15 protein-coding genes are annotated in these 16,972 nt (G+C 41.1%); 1 reads left to right on the top strand and 14 read right to left on the bottom strand.

Features of this window, described 5'->3' with window-relative positions:
- The 14 genes from ACFWE9_RS07175 to ACFWE9_RS07110 all read right to left on the bottom strand — a co-directional run bounded on the left by ACFWE9_RS07175 (position 1) and on the right by ACFWE9_RS07110 (position 16,515).
- Positions 1-918, bottom strand: a complete 918-nt coding sequence (locus ACFWE9_RS07175) for a LiaF transmembrane domain-containing protein (protein ID WP_230160836.1) — start codon at positions 916-918, stop codon at positions 1-3.
- Positions 915-1,985 (bottom strand): hypothetical protein, encoded by a 1,071-nt coding sequence (locus tag ACFWE9_RS07170; protein WP_230160834.1) that lies wholly within the window; start codon positions 1,983-1,985, stop codon positions 915-917. The genes ACFWE9_RS07175 and ACFWE9_RS07170 overlap by 4 nt, the downstream gene beginning before the upstream one ends.
- Positions 1,978-2,445: a hypothetical protein gene (locus ACFWE9_RS07165; RefSeq protein WP_230160832.1), complete on the bottom strand. Its 468-nt coding sequence runs from the start codon at positions 2,443-2,445 to the stop codon at positions 1,978-1,980. The genes ACFWE9_RS07170 and ACFWE9_RS07165 overlap by 8 nt, the downstream gene beginning before the upstream one ends.
- A complete protein-coding gene (locus ACFWE9_RS07160; protein ID WP_230160830.1) occupies positions 2,442-2,984 on the bottom strand; it encodes an RNA polymerase sigma factor in 543 nt (180 codons plus the stop codon). The genes ACFWE9_RS07165 and ACFWE9_RS07160 overlap by 4 nt, the downstream gene beginning before the upstream one ends.
- Positions 2,985-3,168: 184 nt before the next feature.
- On the bottom strand, positions 3,169-4,596 hold the full coding sequence (gatB, locus tag ACFWE9_RS07155) for an Asp-tRNA(Asn)/Glu-tRNA(Gln) amidotransferase subunit GatB (protein WP_230160828.1): 1,428 nt from the start codon (positions 4,594-4,596) through the stop codon (positions 3,169-3,171).
- 12 nt (positions 4,597-4,608) lie between these two features.
- Positions 4,609-6,069: an Asp-tRNA(Asn)/Glu-tRNA(Gln) amidotransferase subunit GatA gene (gene gatA, locus ACFWE9_RS07150; protein WP_230160826.1), complete on the bottom strand. Its 1,461-nt coding sequence runs from the start codon at positions 6,067-6,069 to the stop codon at positions 4,609-4,611.
- Between the two features lie 12 nt (positions 6,070-6,081).
- Positions 6,082-6,372 carry an Asp-tRNA(Asn)/Glu-tRNA(Gln) amidotransferase subunit GatC gene (gene gatC / locus ACFWE9_RS07145; RefSeq protein WP_137018236.1) on the bottom strand — a complete coding sequence of 97 codons (291 nt, stop codon included), beginning with the start codon at positions 6,370-6,372 and terminating at the stop codon, positions 6,082-6,084.
- Positions 6,373-6,829: 457 nt separating this feature from the next.
- Positions 6,830-7,999: a CamS family sex pheromone protein gene (locus ACFWE9_RS07140; protein ID WP_230160824.1), complete on the bottom strand. Its 1,170-nt coding sequence runs from the start codon at positions 7,997-7,999 to the stop codon at positions 6,830-6,832.
- Positions 8,000-8,010: 11 nt separating this feature from the next.
- Positions 8,011-10,017, bottom strand: coding sequence for an NAD-dependent DNA ligase LigA (gene ligA, locus ACFWE9_RS07135; RefSeq protein WP_230160822.1), 2,007 nt, complete (start codon positions 10,015-10,017; stop codon positions 8,011-8,013).
- Between the two features lie 102 nt (positions 10,018-10,119).
- Positions 10,120-12,369: a DNA helicase PcrA gene (gene pcrA / locus ACFWE9_RS07130; RefSeq protein WP_230160821.1), complete on the bottom strand. Its 2,250-nt coding sequence runs from the start codon at positions 12,367-12,369 to the stop codon at positions 10,120-10,122.
- Positions 12,370-12,430: 61 nt separating this feature from the next.
- On the bottom strand, positions 12,431-13,114 hold the full coding sequence (gene pcrB / locus ACFWE9_RS07125; protein ID WP_230160819.1) for a heptaprenylglyceryl phosphate synthase: 684 nt from the start codon (positions 13,112-13,114) through the stop codon (positions 12,431-12,433).
- Between the two features lie 233 nt (positions 13,115-13,347).
- Entirely contained in the window at positions 13,348-13,662 is a 315-nt protein-coding gene (locus ACFWE9_RS07120) for a YerC/YecD family TrpR-related protein (protein WP_061461279.1), read from the bottom strand.
- Positions 13,663-13,688: 26 nt separating this feature from the next.
- Positions 13,689-14,726 carry a DUF3048 domain-containing protein gene (locus tag ACFWE9_RS07115; protein WP_377356207.1) on the bottom strand — a complete coding sequence of 346 codons (1,038 nt, stop codon included), beginning with the start codon at positions 14,724-14,726 and terminating at the stop codon, positions 13,689-13,691.
- Between the two features lie 43 nt (positions 14,727-14,769).
- Positions 14,770-16,515 (bottom strand): adenine deaminase C-terminal domain-containing protein, encoded by a 1,746-nt coding sequence (locus tag ACFWE9_RS07110; RefSeq protein ID WP_230160815.1) that lies wholly within the window; start codon positions 16,513-16,515, stop codon positions 14,770-14,772.
- A 146-nt stretch (positions 16,516-16,661) separates the two neighbouring features.
- Between ACFWE9_RS07110 and ACFWE9_RS07105 the strand changes: the two genes are divergently transcribed.
- Entirely contained in the window at positions 16,662-16,928 is a 267-nt protein-coding gene (locus tag ACFWE9_RS07105) for a YgaP-like transmembrane domain (protein WP_377356205.1), read from the top strand.
- Positions 16,929-16,972: the final 44 nt, after the last annotated feature.

Raw genomic sequence — 16,972 nt, 5'->3', positions numbered from 1 at the left:
TCATGGATAATGAACTTTCACGTTAAACGTATCTGTGACGGTTAAAATATGATTCCCTTTTCCCATATTGAATATCCCATTCTTTTTTACAGTATCACTTGTTTCTTTTTCTTCAGTCATCTTCCAACTGTTCTCGGGACCTTCAAGTTCTTCGACCCCTCTTGCATCTATCTTGATATCACTATCATTTTGAAGGAATACACTAACATTCCCACTATCCTTTACACTCCAATCATTCATAAGCTGCCTAGGCTTCAAGACAAGGTCGGTATTTTGTCCCTCTATCTCTAATGCCAATTCAGCAGGGATGATAAGAGTGGCCTTAAGATTCATCGTCCCGCTGTCTAAAAGTCCATTTTGAATCGGTAAATCCTTGAACCTGATATAAAGAGTATCTCCAATTCTCTCAACCATTAAATAATCTTCCTTCTTTTTCAACAATGAACTTGTATCTTCCATTACCCGCTCATCGTATGTTCCAAAAATGGAAACTTCCGCATCAGCACCACTTTCAATCGTCAATGGGTATGATCCAGAATCCAGGACAACTCTCTGTATGCCTTTCCCAGCCTTTTCATTGAAACCAGGCAAATTGACCGTTTTTTCTTCACTTTTCACGGCTGCCCTGACTTGATCCATCAATCCGCTTGATGTTAGCAGAACTAAAGCAATCCCCGTCGTGCCAATTAATCCCACGAAAAGAATACTAAGAAGATCATACTTAACAAAAGAACTCTCTTTTCTGGAAAAATAAATATAGAAAAGAATCTCCGCTCCCAAAATTATGAACAGCAACGGCCACCAAGATAGCAGAATCGTCGTCAAATTCATTTCGGTAATTTGAGAAACCATTAAAACCACACCCAAACCAACGAGGGAGACACCCATTGAAATCGTTCCGACTCTCCATGTTCTCACTTTGTCTCCTCCTTCACTTGCGCTTTTTTGCTCCCTGCCAGCAACTTGATTCCCCCACCTATAAGCAGAATGCATACCAGTCCCTTTTGAAAATAATCTCTAAACCAATATTCCAAGTTGTTGCCAATCCAGTCATCTAAATAAGGAGCAATTGCCGGAACGATTATATTACTTGCCAAGAAATAGATACCAAGTCCCACTAAACCAATTCCTACCCATTTTTCTTGATTGACGATTCCTGAAATAATGGGCGTATCTTCAACAGGCCCCTCCTCCATTTTTGAGGCCTTTTGCAATCCATCAAAAAAACTATAAAACCAGATGATCGGAATAAGGAAAAAGAAGAAACCTAAACGAAGTAAATCCAGTATGTAAATGGCGAATAAAAAGCCGGCCATCAATTGGATACCGCGTTTTTGCAGGCCTAAATATAAGTGACCAGCGCCGGGGAAAATCGCGAATAAAGACGCGACCGATTTACTTTTTTTCCCGGATTCCCGTCTCTCCTCGAAATCTTCCAAAACGGTCCGATCGATAAGCTCCTCACCACTTTGCTTCTTATTCAGCTGTTGAACAGAATCAAAAAAGCTGTAAATCCAGATTACCGGCAATAAAGCCAGAAATATTAACAGACCTTCCATTTGTGTCATCACACTGATGAATATCACCATAATGCCAAGGCCTAAAAAGCCAATGAGAAAAATGAGTCCCCGATTCATGAGCCCCAGCTGAAAATGCCCTAACCCTGGAATGAATGAAAGGATGATAACATAGAATCTTTCTGCTTCCGGCTGATCTGCCGTTCCCTCTATTTCCGTTTCACTTTTAGGATTTCTTAGAGAGGTGACCACCAAGTCGAATATACTGATGAGATAAAAAACCATTCCAATCATGGAAATGACCAGAAAAGAATCCGTTTGACTGATCAATGCTAGAAAAAGACCTCCAAGCCCCAATCCAGCCGTGGCAAGAAAATAAAATAAACCTTTATATTTCCTTCCTAGGTAAAAGTGTCCGAAACCTGGCAGAAACGATAACAAGAAAGCTAAAACCGGACTTTTATTCATTTCTAAACCCCTCCTTATTTTTCTTTTCAATAGAGTCCATCCAATTAAATGTTTTATCAATAAGGCCATCCGTTAATGATTGTGTTTCCTTAACACTGCTGGATTCCACAGAATCGACGTATTTTGTCAATGATTGAAATACTCCGCCTGCCATTAATAAGATCGTGAACCCGGCTGCGATCAGGTAATGTCTTGTGATCGTCCGAAGAGATTTCTCTTTTCGGATTTGCTTTGTCTCTTCAAGAGATTCGCCTTTCAAGAGGTTGATTGAGTCCATGACAGCACCTGCAATATCCAATCCTTCAGCGTCCAGAATGGATTCTTCTTTTTCCATCGCGTTCATATAGGCTGATAAACATTCGTCACAGGAGTATAGATGATTTTCATATTCTAATTTTAAATCCTCAGTTATTTCATCTGCCAAATAAGCAACCCATCCTGTTTCTGGAACATGATTCATGAAAAATCCTCCTCTTTCCAATGTTTTCTCATCCAATTTCTTGCCCGATATAGCTTTACCTCCACAGATTTAACTTGAATCTGCTGTTCCTCTGCAATTTGCTTGAATGTCTTTTCCTTTATGTAAAAGCCATAGACAACGTCCCGATACCCCTCCGGAAGTTCATTCAGCTTTCGTAATACTTGCTTTCTTCTTTCATTCCGAAAAAATACTGCCTCGACATCATCAGATAAGCCCAATTTAGCTTCCGATGAATATTCCTCATGCGTTTCTTCCTTTTGGCGTTCCCTTTTTCTCTTTAAATCTATTGCATGATTGACTGCAATACGGGTAATCCAAGTTTTGAAACCTTGATTCTTATATTGAGGAAGAGAAGTATAGATTTTGATAAAGACTTCCTGGGTGACATCTTCTGCATCCTTTTGATTGCGTAAAACGGAATAGACGGTTCTAAAAATCGTCTGTTTATACGTTTCAATCAATATTCGGAATGCATGATCATTCCCAGCCCTGACCCTCTCAACTAACTCATCCGTCACTTCTCTTCCTCCTTCCCTTTTAAGCATTCATGTAATAGACGACGCAAAAAGGAGCTACCCCTACAGATAACTCCAAAAAAAATCAAAAAGTTTATTCGCTTGCACAGGTTCGTTTATTTTTCTCGTAAAACACTCTTCTTAATCATGGGAAAACCGTACCACTTTAAAAGTGATACGGTCCAGATTAACGCTTATTGATTTCTTCCACCAAGATTTTATTAACAAGTTGCGGATTAGCTTGTCCTTTTGTCGCTTTCATAATCTGCCCGACAAGGAAGCCGATTGCTTTTTGTTTACCGGCCTTAAAGTCTTCGATTGATTGCGGGTTATTATTCAATGCCTCTTCAACTGCAGTACGCAACGCGCCTTCATCAGAAATTTGGACAAGTCCCTTCTCCTTGACGATCGTTTTTGCGTCCCCACCGTTTTCAATCAATTCCTTGAAAACCTTTTTAGCTATTTTAGAAGAAATCGTGCCATCTTCAATCAGCTCGATCATTCCTGCCAATGAATCAGCAGTCAATTCGACATCATGCAGTTCTTTTCCTTCTGCATTTAAGAAAGCGGAAACCTCACCCATGATCCAGTTAGATGCAAGTTTTGCATCCGCTCCTGCAGCAACAGTCGCTTCAAAGAAATCAGCACTTTCTTTCGTTACCGTTAAAACGGCCGCATCATATTCCGGTAAGCCAAATTCTTCGACATAACGTTTTTTCCTGGCATCCGGAAGTTCTGGAATCTCGGCAGCGATGCGTGCTTTCCATTCTTCGTCGATATGGATTGTCAATAAGTCCGGCTCCGGGAAGTAACGGTAATCATCGGAACCTTCCTTAATTCTCATTAGAACCGTTCTGCCTGTAGCTTCGTCAAACCGGCGTGTTTCTTGCTCGATTATGCCGCCTTCATTCAAAATTTCCGCTTGCCGGATTTCTTCATGCTCCAACCCTTTGCGAACGAAGTTGAATGAATTCAGGTTTTTCAATTCGGTTTTCGTACCGAATTCTTTTTGCCCGACAGGTTTCAAGGAAATGTTAGCATCACAGCGAAGTGAGCCTTCCTCCATTTTACAATCGGAAACACCCGTGTATTGAATGATGGATTTTAATTTTTCCAGATAAGCATATGCTTCTTCAGGAGAAGTGATATCCGGTTCAGATACGATTTCGACAAGAGGAGTTCCCTGGCGGTTATAATCGCAAAGTGAATAGTTCCCCTTATGTGTCAGCTTGCCTGCATCCTCTTCCATATGAATGCGGGTAATGCCGATTTTCTTTTTCTTGCCGCCAACTTCGATTTCAATCCAACCATGCTCACCGATCGGTTGATCGAACTGAGAAATTTGGAATGCTTTAGGATTGTCCGGGTAGAAATAGTTTTTCCTGTCGAATTTCGTTATTTCAGCCACTTCGCAATTCAAAGCAATTGCAGCCTTCATTGCAAAATCAACAGCCTTTTTATTGACGACAGGCAATACGCCTGGATAACCTAGGTCAATTACAGTCGTGTTACTATTTGGAGCGGCACCGAAATGATTCGGGCTCGCTGAGAAAATTTTTGAATCCGTTTTTAATTCTACGTGTACTTCTAGACCAATGACCGTTTCAAAGTCCATTTTTTTCACCCCTTACAGCTTAGGAAATTGTTTATGAAAATCTGTTGCTTGCTCAAATGCGTGAGCCGCGCGGTAAATCGTGCTTTCATCAAAATGCTTCCCAATCATTTGCAGTCCAAGCGGGAGCCCATTAGCTGCAAATCCACATGGGACGGATATACCTGGTACACCAGCAAGATTGACTGGAATCGTTAAAATATCATTCGCATACATCGTTAATGGATCATCGACTTTTTCACCAATTTTAAATGCAGGCGTAGGTGTAGTAGGCCCAACGATGACATCATATTTTTCAAAGACATCTTCAAAGTCTTTTTTAATTAATGTACGTACTTTTTGAGCCTTTTTATAATAAGCATCATAATAACCTGAACTTAAGGAGAAAGTTCCAAGCATGATACGGCGTTTCACTTCGTCACCGAATCCTTCTGCACGAGTTTGCTTATACATTTCTATAAGTGTTTCTGCATTATCTGTACGGTGTCCGTAGCGCACTCCGTCAAAACGGGAAAGGTTAGCTGAAGCTTCCGATGAAGAAAGCAGATAATATGCAGCTAGGGCATATTTGGAATGTGGCAAGGATACCTCTTCCCACTCAGCTCCAAGTCCTTCTAATACTTTTAACGCTTCAAGAACGGAATTACGAGCTTCTTCGCCAACGCCTTCACCGAGATATTCTTTAGGGACTGCAATTTTCATTCCTCTTACATCGCCTGTTAATGAATTCACAAAATTCGGTACGTCAACGTTAGCAGAAGTGGAATCCATTGGATCTAAACCAGATATCGCTCCAAGCAAGTAGGCATTATCTTCTACTGTTCTAGTAACCGGACCGATTTGGTCTAATGAAGACGCAAATGCTACAAGTCCGAAACGGGAAACCCGTCCATATGTAGGCTTTAAGCCGACAACTCCACAATATGCCGCTGGTTGGCGGATCGATCCACCCGTATCGGAGCCTAAAGAGAATAAGACTTCACCGGAAGCGACAGATGCAGCAGAACCGCCTGATGAACCACCTGGTACATAATCCAGATTCCAAGGATTGCGTGTTGCCTGATATGCGGAATTCTCATTTGAAGAACCCATCGCAAATTCATCCATATTCAATTTTCCGATCGTCACCGTTTCTGCCTGCTGTAACTTTTGAACGACGGTTGCATCATAAATTGGATCAAAGTTCTCCAAGATTTTGCTCCCACAAGTCGTCCGTAAATTTTTTGTGACAATATTATCTTTCACTCCGATTGGCATACCAAATAAAGAGCCCTCGTTCTCGCCTTTTACTAATTGGTCATCCAATTGTTTTGCTTGATTGCGAGCGTTTTCTTCATCAAGTGTCAAAAATGCCTTTACTTTGTCTTCTACCTGTCCAATTCGCTCATATGATTCGTTAACAAGATCAGTGACACTGATCTCTTTCTTATGTAAGCGTTCATGAAGCTCAGAAACCTTTTGTTCGAACAACGACATCATTGTCCCTCCTTATTCAATTATAGATGGTACACGGATATATCCATCTTTGCTATCCGGTGCATTTTTAACTACTTCTTCTACTGGTAATCCTGGCTTTGCGACATCTTCGCGCATTACATTTTTCATATCCAAAACGTGAGAAGTCGGATTTACTTGATCTGTATCAAGCTCATTCAACTGCTCCGCAAATGAAATCATTTGGTCAAGCTGATGTTGAAACTGTTGTGCTTCCTCTTCCGTAATTGCCAAACGGGCCAAATGGGCAACGTGTTTAACTTGTTCCATAGAAATACGTGACATTCTCTTCACCTCCGAAAAAATATCCAAATCGACTGAATTTCGCCGCTTTTATCCATAAAATCATCGTTTAAATCATATCAAACTATTACACAGTAAAGCAACAAGAGATACATTGTCGAAATTCAAATATTTCATAAGGAAAAAGAGATATTTTCCGGGAAATATGGGGAAGTTGCCGAAATTTCCGGGGAAATGACAAGATGGCCCTAGAATTCGACAAAAGATCGTCTGTAATATCAGGAAGCGTTTCCTAATATGGAAGGTTTTACTCTCTTTGGTATGATTGCAAAAGCATGTTAAGGATTATTTACTTACTCATTGCGTCCATAGGTGACTCCGATGCATTTTTAATTTATGTCGTGCTCGTTTCGTGTAAGAATCGATTAAACATTCACCATTTAGCGGATGGTGAATACAAAAAAAAGACGAAGCTGTTAAGCTTCATCTTTTTCATTTTTCATTCATATATATGCACGGTTGGTTCGTCCTGATTTGCTTCACGGACAATGAGCGCTTCAGGCCCATTTACAGAGGTAATGGATACTTGTACGGAAATATAGTTAGGGAAGCGTTCCATTACAAGCCCAGCTACATATTGGGTAAACCCAAGCGCTTCCGAGTTCCCATAAAATTGAATGGGAATATCGATGTTCAGACTTTGTAATTGTTTATCCATATAAAACGCCCTGCCGATGACTCCGTTAAAATTAGGGAAATACTCTTCGACATCTTCTTTAAAGTTCGTGAAAGTATTGACATCATCCCTATATTTTTTTTCAGCACTAGCAGAAGGAAATAAGAAATACTCTTCGTCCAAGTCTGTCCATTTTCCAATACTATCAGAATTTTGTCCGACATTCGTATAGGAAATGAAATTCCCAGGCACTACAGAGGATTTTTCATTTTGCTCGAATAAGGCAATCGTAATCGGAACATTTTTCAGCTTGTCTGTGTTACGCAGCCTTTTTAAAACTTCAGCAGCAATTTTCTCCCCTTCTTGCTTTATCTTATTACTATCGATTTTCTGTTCATATGTGGCACCATATGCCTCTTTTTGATAGTAATGCACTGAATTCATCGCAAGACCTATTACCACTCCACCAAGGCTCACTGAATTATCTTTTGTTTTTACTAAATAATTATGTTCTAAAATATGAGCAAGATAGATTGGATTTTCTTCATTCCGCTTATCGATGTCACCTTTACCAGGATCAACCGGATTCAAGCCAAGGTTCTCCGAGGCTTTCATGTCCTTTTCTTTCAACTGACTTTTGGTATATTTTCTGTTCAGCCAGGAAGATATCGTGGAGCTACTAAGCATTTGCCCTTCTTGAAATAGGTAATCGTCAGGATCAAATTGTGTTTGTGCCAACCGCATAAGACCATTTTCGAATTCTTCAATATCATATCGGGTATTTAAATTCGATACGACTAACCCGCGTGCTTTTGATGGTTCAAACGGAAGGATTGTTTGATAATATTCATCCGAAATTTTATACTTCGGAATTATTGCCGTTTCTTTTTTGCTTTTGGAGTCTTGAACTACCTCTTGCTTATCCTCAAAACTAGGTGCACATCCAGCAAGAAGCAGTATAAGAATCATCCCCAAAATAGAGTGTTTCCTCATAGCTACACCTCTTATTTTTTTAGTTCCTCAACCAGTCTCTCTTCATCCCATACCAATACGCCTAAGCTTTCCGCTTTTTCCAGTTTGGAACCGGCATCTTCGCCAGCCACGACCAAATCGGTTTTCTTGCTGACACTTCCAGCAACGTTAGCTCCTAGCGCCTCTAATTTTTCTTTTGCTTCATTACGTGTTAGCTGATGCAATTTACCTGTTAAAACGACCGTTTTACCGGCAAAATAGGAATCAATGTCTTCAATGGGAATAGCTCTTGGCCCTTTATAAGTGAGATTCACACCGTATGCTTCCAACTCGTTCAATAGCGCATGGACCTCTTCCAATTCAAAATACGCTACGATGGAATCGGCCATCTTATCACCTATTTCATTAATGGATGTCAGTTCTTCACGGCTCGCCTTACTTAAGGCTTCCATCGTCCCAAACTCTTGTGCTAGCGTTTTCGCCGCTTTCGAACCAACATGACGAATACCTAGTCCAAATAGTAATTTTTCCAAAGAATTGGTTTTCGAAGCTTCAATTGCTTGAAGGAGTTTATTGACCGATTTATCCCCCATCCGCTCCAATGCAATCAGTTGATCGTATGTAAGCTTATAAATATCAGCCACGTCTTGTATGAGTTTTTCTTTGAACAACAAGCTAATCACTTTTTCACCAAGACTGTCTATATTCATGGCCGTCCGGGATACAAAGTGAATCAAGCCCTCCCGTATTTGTGCAGGACATTTCGGGTTTATGCAGCGTAAAGCAACCTCCCCGTCTAGCCGAACAAGTTCACTGCTGCATTCCGGGCACTCAGTCGGCATCTGGAATTCGATTTCTTCCCCTGTACGGCGCTCTGCCAGTACATTGACCACCTCTGGAATGATATCACCCGCTTTTTTCACGACAACTTGATCTCCGATTCTGATGTCCTTTTCACGGATTAAGTCTTCGTTATGCAGGGAAGCTCGCTGAACAGTCGTACCTGCTACCCGGACGGGATCCAAAACGGCGGTCGGGGTCAAAACACCCGTACGGCCGACATTCAGCTCGATATCCCTTAGGGTTGTAATGACTTCTTCAGCTGGGAATTTATAAGCAATGGCCCATCGCGGACTTTTTGCAGTAAAACCTAATTCATCCTGCTGTTCAAGGGAATCCACCTTTACGACAATTCCATCAATGTCATAAGCTAAGTTTGGACGTTGTTCCGTCCATTCTACTATATAGGCCAGTACTTCCTCTATATTCGTGCATGTTTTTCTTTCCTTATTCGTCTTAAACCCCAGTCGGTCCAATAAATCAAGACCCTCACTATGGGATTGGACCCCTGTTTCGCCCAAATCAGCAATCGCATAAAGGAAAATGTCCAAGTTCCGTTTCGCAGCAAGCTTTGGGTCAAGTTGCCTTAAGGAACCAGCAGCAGCATTCCGTGGGTTTGCAAAAGGTTCTTCACCACGTTCTTCCTTAGCTTTATTTAAGGATTCGAATGATTTTTTTGGCATGAATGCCTCACCGCGCACTTCTATGGCAACCGGCTCCCGCACCTTCAATGGAATCGACTTGATCGTTTTCAGGTTAGCTGTAATATCCTCCCCGATCGTTCCATCTCCACGGGTTGCCCCTCTTACGAAATATCCATTCTCGTATTGAAGCGTGACGGCAAGACCATCTATTTTCAATTCACATACATAGGAAAAATCGTCACCTACGGATTGCCGGACCTTTCTGTCGAAATCCCGTAAGTCACTTTCATTGAAAGCATTGCCTAAGCTAAGCATCGGTGAGGTATGCTCCACTTTTTCAAACATATCCAAAATGGCGCCACCGACACGTTGTGTTGGTGAGTCCGCCGTTTTCAGTTCAGGAAATTTCTCCTCATACTCAATAAGATCACGGAGTAGCCTATCATATTCAGCATCAGGTACTGATGGCTGGTCCATCACGTAATATTCATAGCTGTATTGGTTCAATAATGTTTGCAGTTCTAGTACTTTCTTCTCTGCAGCTTGTAAGTCCATACGTTCAATCCTTTCTAAAGAAGACTCCACCGCACTTCTATGGAAGAGCGGTGTCTAAAGTCAGATATCCCTATTCTTTTCCAGTAGACGCATAAAAATAGCTTAAGCTTTTTCAACTGGTGCAAATTTCGCCAGTAAGCGTTTGATGCCGATTGGACTAGGAAATGCAATATCCAGTTCCTTTCCTTCGCCTTCCCCTTTTACGCTCACCACGGTTCCTATACCCCATTTTTTATGGGATGCACGATCACCGACAGCCCAGCCGATTTCTTCACCGCCTGTTGCAGATGGTGCGGAAACAGCTTTTCCAAAGGCCGGCACTTTTCTTCCGGAAGGTGCTGCAGGAGATCCGCTTCTCGACGAAGAACTGAAAGGTGTTTGCCTAGCTCTAGGAGCAGGTTTTGGTTTAAGATCTTCAAGAAGTTCCTCTGGTATTTCTCCGATGAAACGTGAAACTGGATTCATGCTCGTCCGTCCATACAATGTCCTCATTTGGGCATTACTTATGAATAGCTCATTTTCAGCCCTTGTAATCCCCACATAAGCCAGACGGCGTTCTTCTTCCATCTCCTCTTCATCCATGAGCGAGCGGCTATGAGGGAAAACACCTTCTTCAAGACCCAGTAAAAAGACTACCGGATACTCTAGTCCCTTCGCAGAATGAAGTGTCATCAGCGTTACCGTGTTTGTAGCTTCTTCGGAATTCTCATCTAGTTGATCTATATCTGCAACCAATGCCAGGTCAGTTAAAAAGCCAACCAATGATTTGTCCTCGCTGTTTTCTTCGAATGCTTTCGTAACAGATAAAAACTCATCTATATTTTCAAGCCGGCTTTGTGATTCAATCGTTTTTTCTGCCTGCAGCATCTCACGGTAACCAGTTTTCTTAATGACTTCTTCCACCAGCTCAGTCACGGATAAGTACTCCTGCTGATTTGTATAATTAGTGATTAACGTATGGAATTCCCTAGCTGCTTTGGTAGCCTTCCCGCTTATCCCTACCATTTCCACTGATTCAAGTGCTTTATAAATGGAAACATCATACTGAACTGCATAATCTGCCACTTTGTCCATTGAGGTTGCACCAATGCCGCGTTTTGGTACATTGATTACACGGCGAAGACTGATGTCATCATCAGGATTCGCAATAAGGCGAAGATAAGCTAGTAGGTCCTTGATCTCTTTACGGTCATAGAACTTAGTGCCGCCGACGATTGCATAGTTAATATTGGATTTAAGCAGAACTTCCTCCATGACACGGGATTGTGCATTTGTTCTGTAAAGGATTGCTATATCGGCATATTTTCTACTGCCGTCCATAACTAACTCATTGATCTTTCCGGCAACAAATTGCGCTTCCCCTTGTTCATTGTCTGCACGATAATAGAATATCTTATTACCATCTGCATTCTCAGTCCAAAGGTTCTTTGGTTTCCTGTTTTGATTGTTATCGATGACCTTATTCGCCGCTTCAAGAATCTTTTTCGTCGAGCGGTAATTCTGTTCGAGGAATATCATGTTAGCATTCGGGTAATCTTTTTCAAAAGAAAGGATATTTGCAATATCCGCACCTCGCCAACGATAGATCGATTGATCTGAATCCCCAACAACACACAAATTACGAAAACGCGAAGCTAGTAGTTTCACAAGCATATATTGAGCCCTGTTCGTATCTTGATACTCATCCACATGAATGTATTGAAACTTGCGCTGATAATATTCAAGCACTTCCGGTACTAGTTGGAACAATTGAATCGTCATCATGATCAAATCATCGAAATCGAGCGCTGAATTCTTCCGCAGCCGTTTTTGGTATTCCGTATATACATCGGCAGTTACTTTAGTGAAAAAATCTGATGCCGTCTTCAGGTATTCTTCCGGACTGACCAATTCATTTTTTGCTGAACTGATGCTGCCCAAAATGGCACGGTAATCATATTTCTTCGTATCCATATTACGCTCTTTCATGATTTGCTTAATGACCGATTGCTGATCTGTCGTATCCAATATCGAGAAGTTCCTATTAATTCCGATCCGATCAATATCTCTTCGTAAAATGCGGACACACATCGAGTGGAAAGTCGAAATCCAGATATCTTCGGACGCACCGCCAAGTATGGCACGAATCCTCTCCTTCATCTCACGTGACGCTTTATTGGTAAACGTGATGGCAAGGATGTTCCAAGGTGCTATTTCCTTTTCGACCATCAAGTAAGCTATACGGTGAGTCAGCACACGCGTCTTTCCACTTCCCGCTCCAGCCATGATTAAAAGTGGGCCATCAGTCGATTTTACTGCTTTTTGCTGCTGTTCATTCAAACCTATTAGTAATTTTTCCGCTAAATATTGCATTATCACACCACCTATACGAACATTCGTTTCCGTTTTAGTATACTACATTTATTCCATGATTTCATTTAACTGCCGGAACTGTTGCAAGTGCCACTTTCAAATCTTCATATATCACATTACCAACAACGATAACATCTGCAAACTCCGACATTTCTTTGGCCTGTTCAACCGACTTTATCCCACCGCCATAAAACAGCACGGTATTCTCCAAACTCTCTTTGGCCGCTTCCACCATCTGGACATCGCCATAATCACCGCTGTATTCCAGATAAAAAATAGGCAGGTTGAACATCTTTTCTGCCATCAGCGCGTAAGCTCCCACATCATCCATATCCAAACTCGTATTTGCTTTTGTCAATTCGGCCGCCTTACAATCAGGATTCAGGATACAGTAGCCTTCAACGAAAATTTCATCCCAATTCAAAAGATATCCGTATTCTTTGACTGCTTGCTGATGCAGCTTCATCATCCAATCCGGATTGGTGCTATTCAGGACACTCGGAATAAAATATAAATCAAAACCTGGCGTCACCGTTTCAACTGATGAAATTTCCATCACACATGGCACGGTGTAACGTCTGACCCGTGCCATTAAATGAAGCACATTTTCAAGTGTGATTCCATCCGTTCCCCCGATCATGATTGCATCAGTACCGGATTCGCAGACTTTTTCCAGAGCCTCATCACTTATTTCTTTATTTGGATCGAGTTTGAAAACATGTTTCCACTCGCGAAAATCGTACATTATAATCCTCCATTCACACTTCCCATTACACCATTATAGCATTAAGATTTTTCATTAAAAAAGAGAAGTATCGATAAAATGTTTACCAATTGGAAACCACTGAATCTAAAATCCAATATAACACGGATACGACTGAAAGACAGCTGACAAAGAAAGCGCAAAAAAATCAAAATAAAAAGCCGGAAAATGAATTCCTCGGCTTTTTCTCATTCACCATATAAAAATCCTGTGCATTAAGATTCAGTTGTTTCCTCAACGTTTTCTTTAATACGGTTAAGAGCCATGGAATAAGCGTCATTTCCGTAATTCAAACAGCGCTTGACCCTTGAAATCGTAGCGGTACTTGCACCCGTTTCCGTTTCGATCTTATGATAGGTTTTACCTTCTTCAAGCATCCGAGCTACTTCAAGTCGCTGAGCTAATGAGGAAATTTCATTAACTGTGCATAAATCATCAAAAAATCGATAACATTCGTCTAAATCGCGCAAGGAAAGAATCGACTTAAACAGCTGATCCGTCTCTTTTCCTCTTAACTTATCAATTTGCATGTTACTCCCCCTCAATTTCATGGGTATCAAAATGAGACGTCCCCTACTAAACCAGGTTGATTCGGAATTATATTGACCCAGGTTTTTCCTGGAATCAACCCTACCTCTTTATCGTTTTTCACTGGAATAATCCGACCATCCTTATTAACCCATTCTACTTCATTCGCTTTTCCTTTTTGAAGTAAATAACCTTTTCCACCATTCTTCAAATCGATTTTACGACGCCCTTTATCGTCAATCACTTGATGAGTGGCCTCAATGATCAATATATTATCCAGTAAAATAGGCTTATTCGATTTATGTTCGACTGTTTGCTCACCATTCGAATAACGTTTATATTTCTCTTCCGTGGCCTCGTATTCATACTCTACATCATACTCTTCCAATCCGTAGGATATCTTGGTTTTCAGTGCCGGTTCCCCTTGAAGACCAGCCTCCTCATCCTCAGTAAGGAAAGTAAATGGCTCAGGTGCACCGTTCATGTCATATCCCTTTTCCTTCGCACCCTTTTGGATGTCATCAAAAGAAATGTAAGAATTATGCGGTGCTTTTCGATCCGCCGAGCGTTGAAACAAAGTTCCATCATAATATAATCCGTTCAAGTTATCAATATACCCTTTGTCCAGCATGTTTTTTGCCTCTGGGCTATTCCCATGACACACATAGATGCAATCCAGGCCTTTAGCCAGTTCGATATAATAGTCCCTTGCACTCCGAATCGGACCGATCTGGCTTGGCATTTCACTTTGGAAGATAGCTAAAAATCTGGTTATGTCACCTTCTGCGAGCATTTCGTAGACTAAGTCGGCTTGAGATAGGCCCGATTGTGGGCGTGCCTTTGGATGATTATTAATCATCACTGCAACAGCCCTTTGCTCACTGCTTTCATCGGTGGCTATACCAGTAAGTGGGAACTTATTGGAAGGCTCATTTTTCACATCTGTATTTTTGATGACAGCTTGGTCTTTCGGCTTACTGTCATCCGTTGCAGGTTCTTCTTTCGTCGAACAGCCTGCCAGCAGTAAAATAGAAATCATCATGAAAAGAATTCTCTTAAAATTCATCCTTCCACTCCTCTGATTTATTAGCTATTTCTTCTCTTATATTTTAACGCATTATAGTAGGAAAGAGTATAGTTTTATTCATGACATCATATACTCCTCGCTGAGTTAGCCTTATATAAGGCAGATGGGTCGTCGAAAAGAACGAGATGGTGTACACAGGGTCGTCGAAGCGATAGCCCCTTTCACGCAGCAAATTTTTCAACTCATTCTCTTCTTCGATCAGTTCAGGTACTTCCTTGGTGGACATGACTCCTTTTAATTTTAGAGGAAGTTCATGGATCACCTTACCGTGTTCGGTTAAAATGATGCCACCGCCAATTTCCTTCAACCGGTTAAATGCCAAATGCATATCCTTTTTCCGTTTACCGATCAGTATGATGTCTCCGGTATTCGTATAAGAGCCAGCAAAGCCACAAAGTTTATTTGCAAATCCCTTTAATATCGTATTGATGCGCCATTTCCCTTCCCGATCAATGAGCATGAAAAAGCACTCATCATCCTCAAAGTTCAACTCTTCATGACCAACATCATTGGCAAGGGAGTACGGCTTCGTAATTACGTTATTGACCAATTCAATTCCAAACGGCATCGAGAATTCAAAATCTTCCTTTAAACTAAGATCCCAATCAATATCAAGTGGTTTAAAATCAAAATCACTCCATTCGATTTCCTGTGAATCGGAAATGATTTCACCATCCCTTTTCACCCATTTCCCTTTTGCCATTACCGAAACCGGTGCAGGTTCCTTTACATCGGTTAGGAAGTTGATGTTCGCCACCCTTCCAGTAGCAATATTGCCATGAAGGTATTCAATATTATAATATCGTGCGATGTTGATAGTTGCCATATTGTAAGCATCTATGACCGGAACGCCATGCTCTATTGCAATCTTTATTAAACAGTCTATGAATCCATCTTCATAAAAAGAAGGCGGCGATCCATCTGTGGTATAAAAGAATTTGTCGTAATGATCAATGCCGAGTTCATGGATTTCAGATATCATCTTAGGAAGATCCGGCCGGATCGAAGAATGCCGTAGCGACACATAATAGCCCTGCAGCAATCGGGACATGACTTCATCACCTGTCATTGCCTCATGATCACAGTCGGCGCCGAACAGGGTCATTTTTGCCAAAGTCTTCTCTGAAGCACCTGGAAAGTGTCCCTCTATTTTTTTCCTCATCCGCTTGGCTTCCTGAATCCAATGCAGCATCATGTCATCCCCATCGAGAAGCTTAGGCCAGCCGGTCAGTTCCCCGCCCTGTAAAACGGCATCATGCTCCAGCCAGGATTTAACGGCCCCATGGGAAAATACCACATCTTCATCGATCAATTCAGTTTGGCCGTCAAAACGGCTCCACCAGTACATTGTAACAGGAATGTTACGTAATTCTTTCAAAAGAGAAAACGCTTTCTTTTTATCTAACTGCAAAAGAAACGGCAAGTTATCATTAATCAATGTCGTTGTGCCAAAATGAGATGCATAACGTGAAAAAGAAAGGGGATTATATAATTGAGAAGGATGTGAATGCGGCTCAATATAACCCGGGACCAAGTACTGGTTTGTGCAGTCAACAATTTCACAGCTGTCTATGTTATCAGGAAGGTTTTCGCCAACATAGATGATGCGATCATCATATATCCATATATTCGCTTTCACCCATTTTCGCAAAGCCTGATTTAAATAAGTCGTATTTTTAAGCAGAATGTGTGGTGCCCTATTGCCATCCAGCACATCTATATGTTCTCTTAGATGTTTATTTTTCCATCTATAGCGCTGTTCAAGCATAAAACATTCCCCCATAATTTTTTAGAAACAAAGTTTTAAAAAAACCATTTTCAATCCAATTTTATTTCATAGTAACATACTTGCCTCAATAGAACAGTAATGTTACCCAGAATATTGTTAAATTTTTGTGAAGGGATGTACTTTAAATGAAGTTTAAACAAAATATCAGTATAATCAATGCCTTAATGCGAATTACATGTGGCTTTACCTTTCTAACATGGGCCATGGCCAAGATGGTTAAAAAACCATGGAAAAACCAATCTTATCTAGTCGTCGTCATGATTTCTGCCATGAAAATAGGCGAGGGCATTCTCCGCTATTGTCCAATCGTGGATGCTATGGAGAATGGGCAGACCTTTATGAAGAAAGAGCAAAACCAGGAATATGACTCCAATCCTTCTGATTCCTATTAAGTTTTTTTCTAAAGAAGAAGCTGACTCCGATTGGAGTCAGCTTC

The organism is Peribacillus sp. NPDC060253, from assembly GCF_042727425.1.
Lineage (GTDB): Bacteria > Bacillota > Bacilli > Bacillales > DSM-1321 > Peribacillus.
The sequence above is the reverse complement of the archived record's forward strand: the minus strand, read 5'-3'. Positions and strand labels throughout refer to the sequence as shown.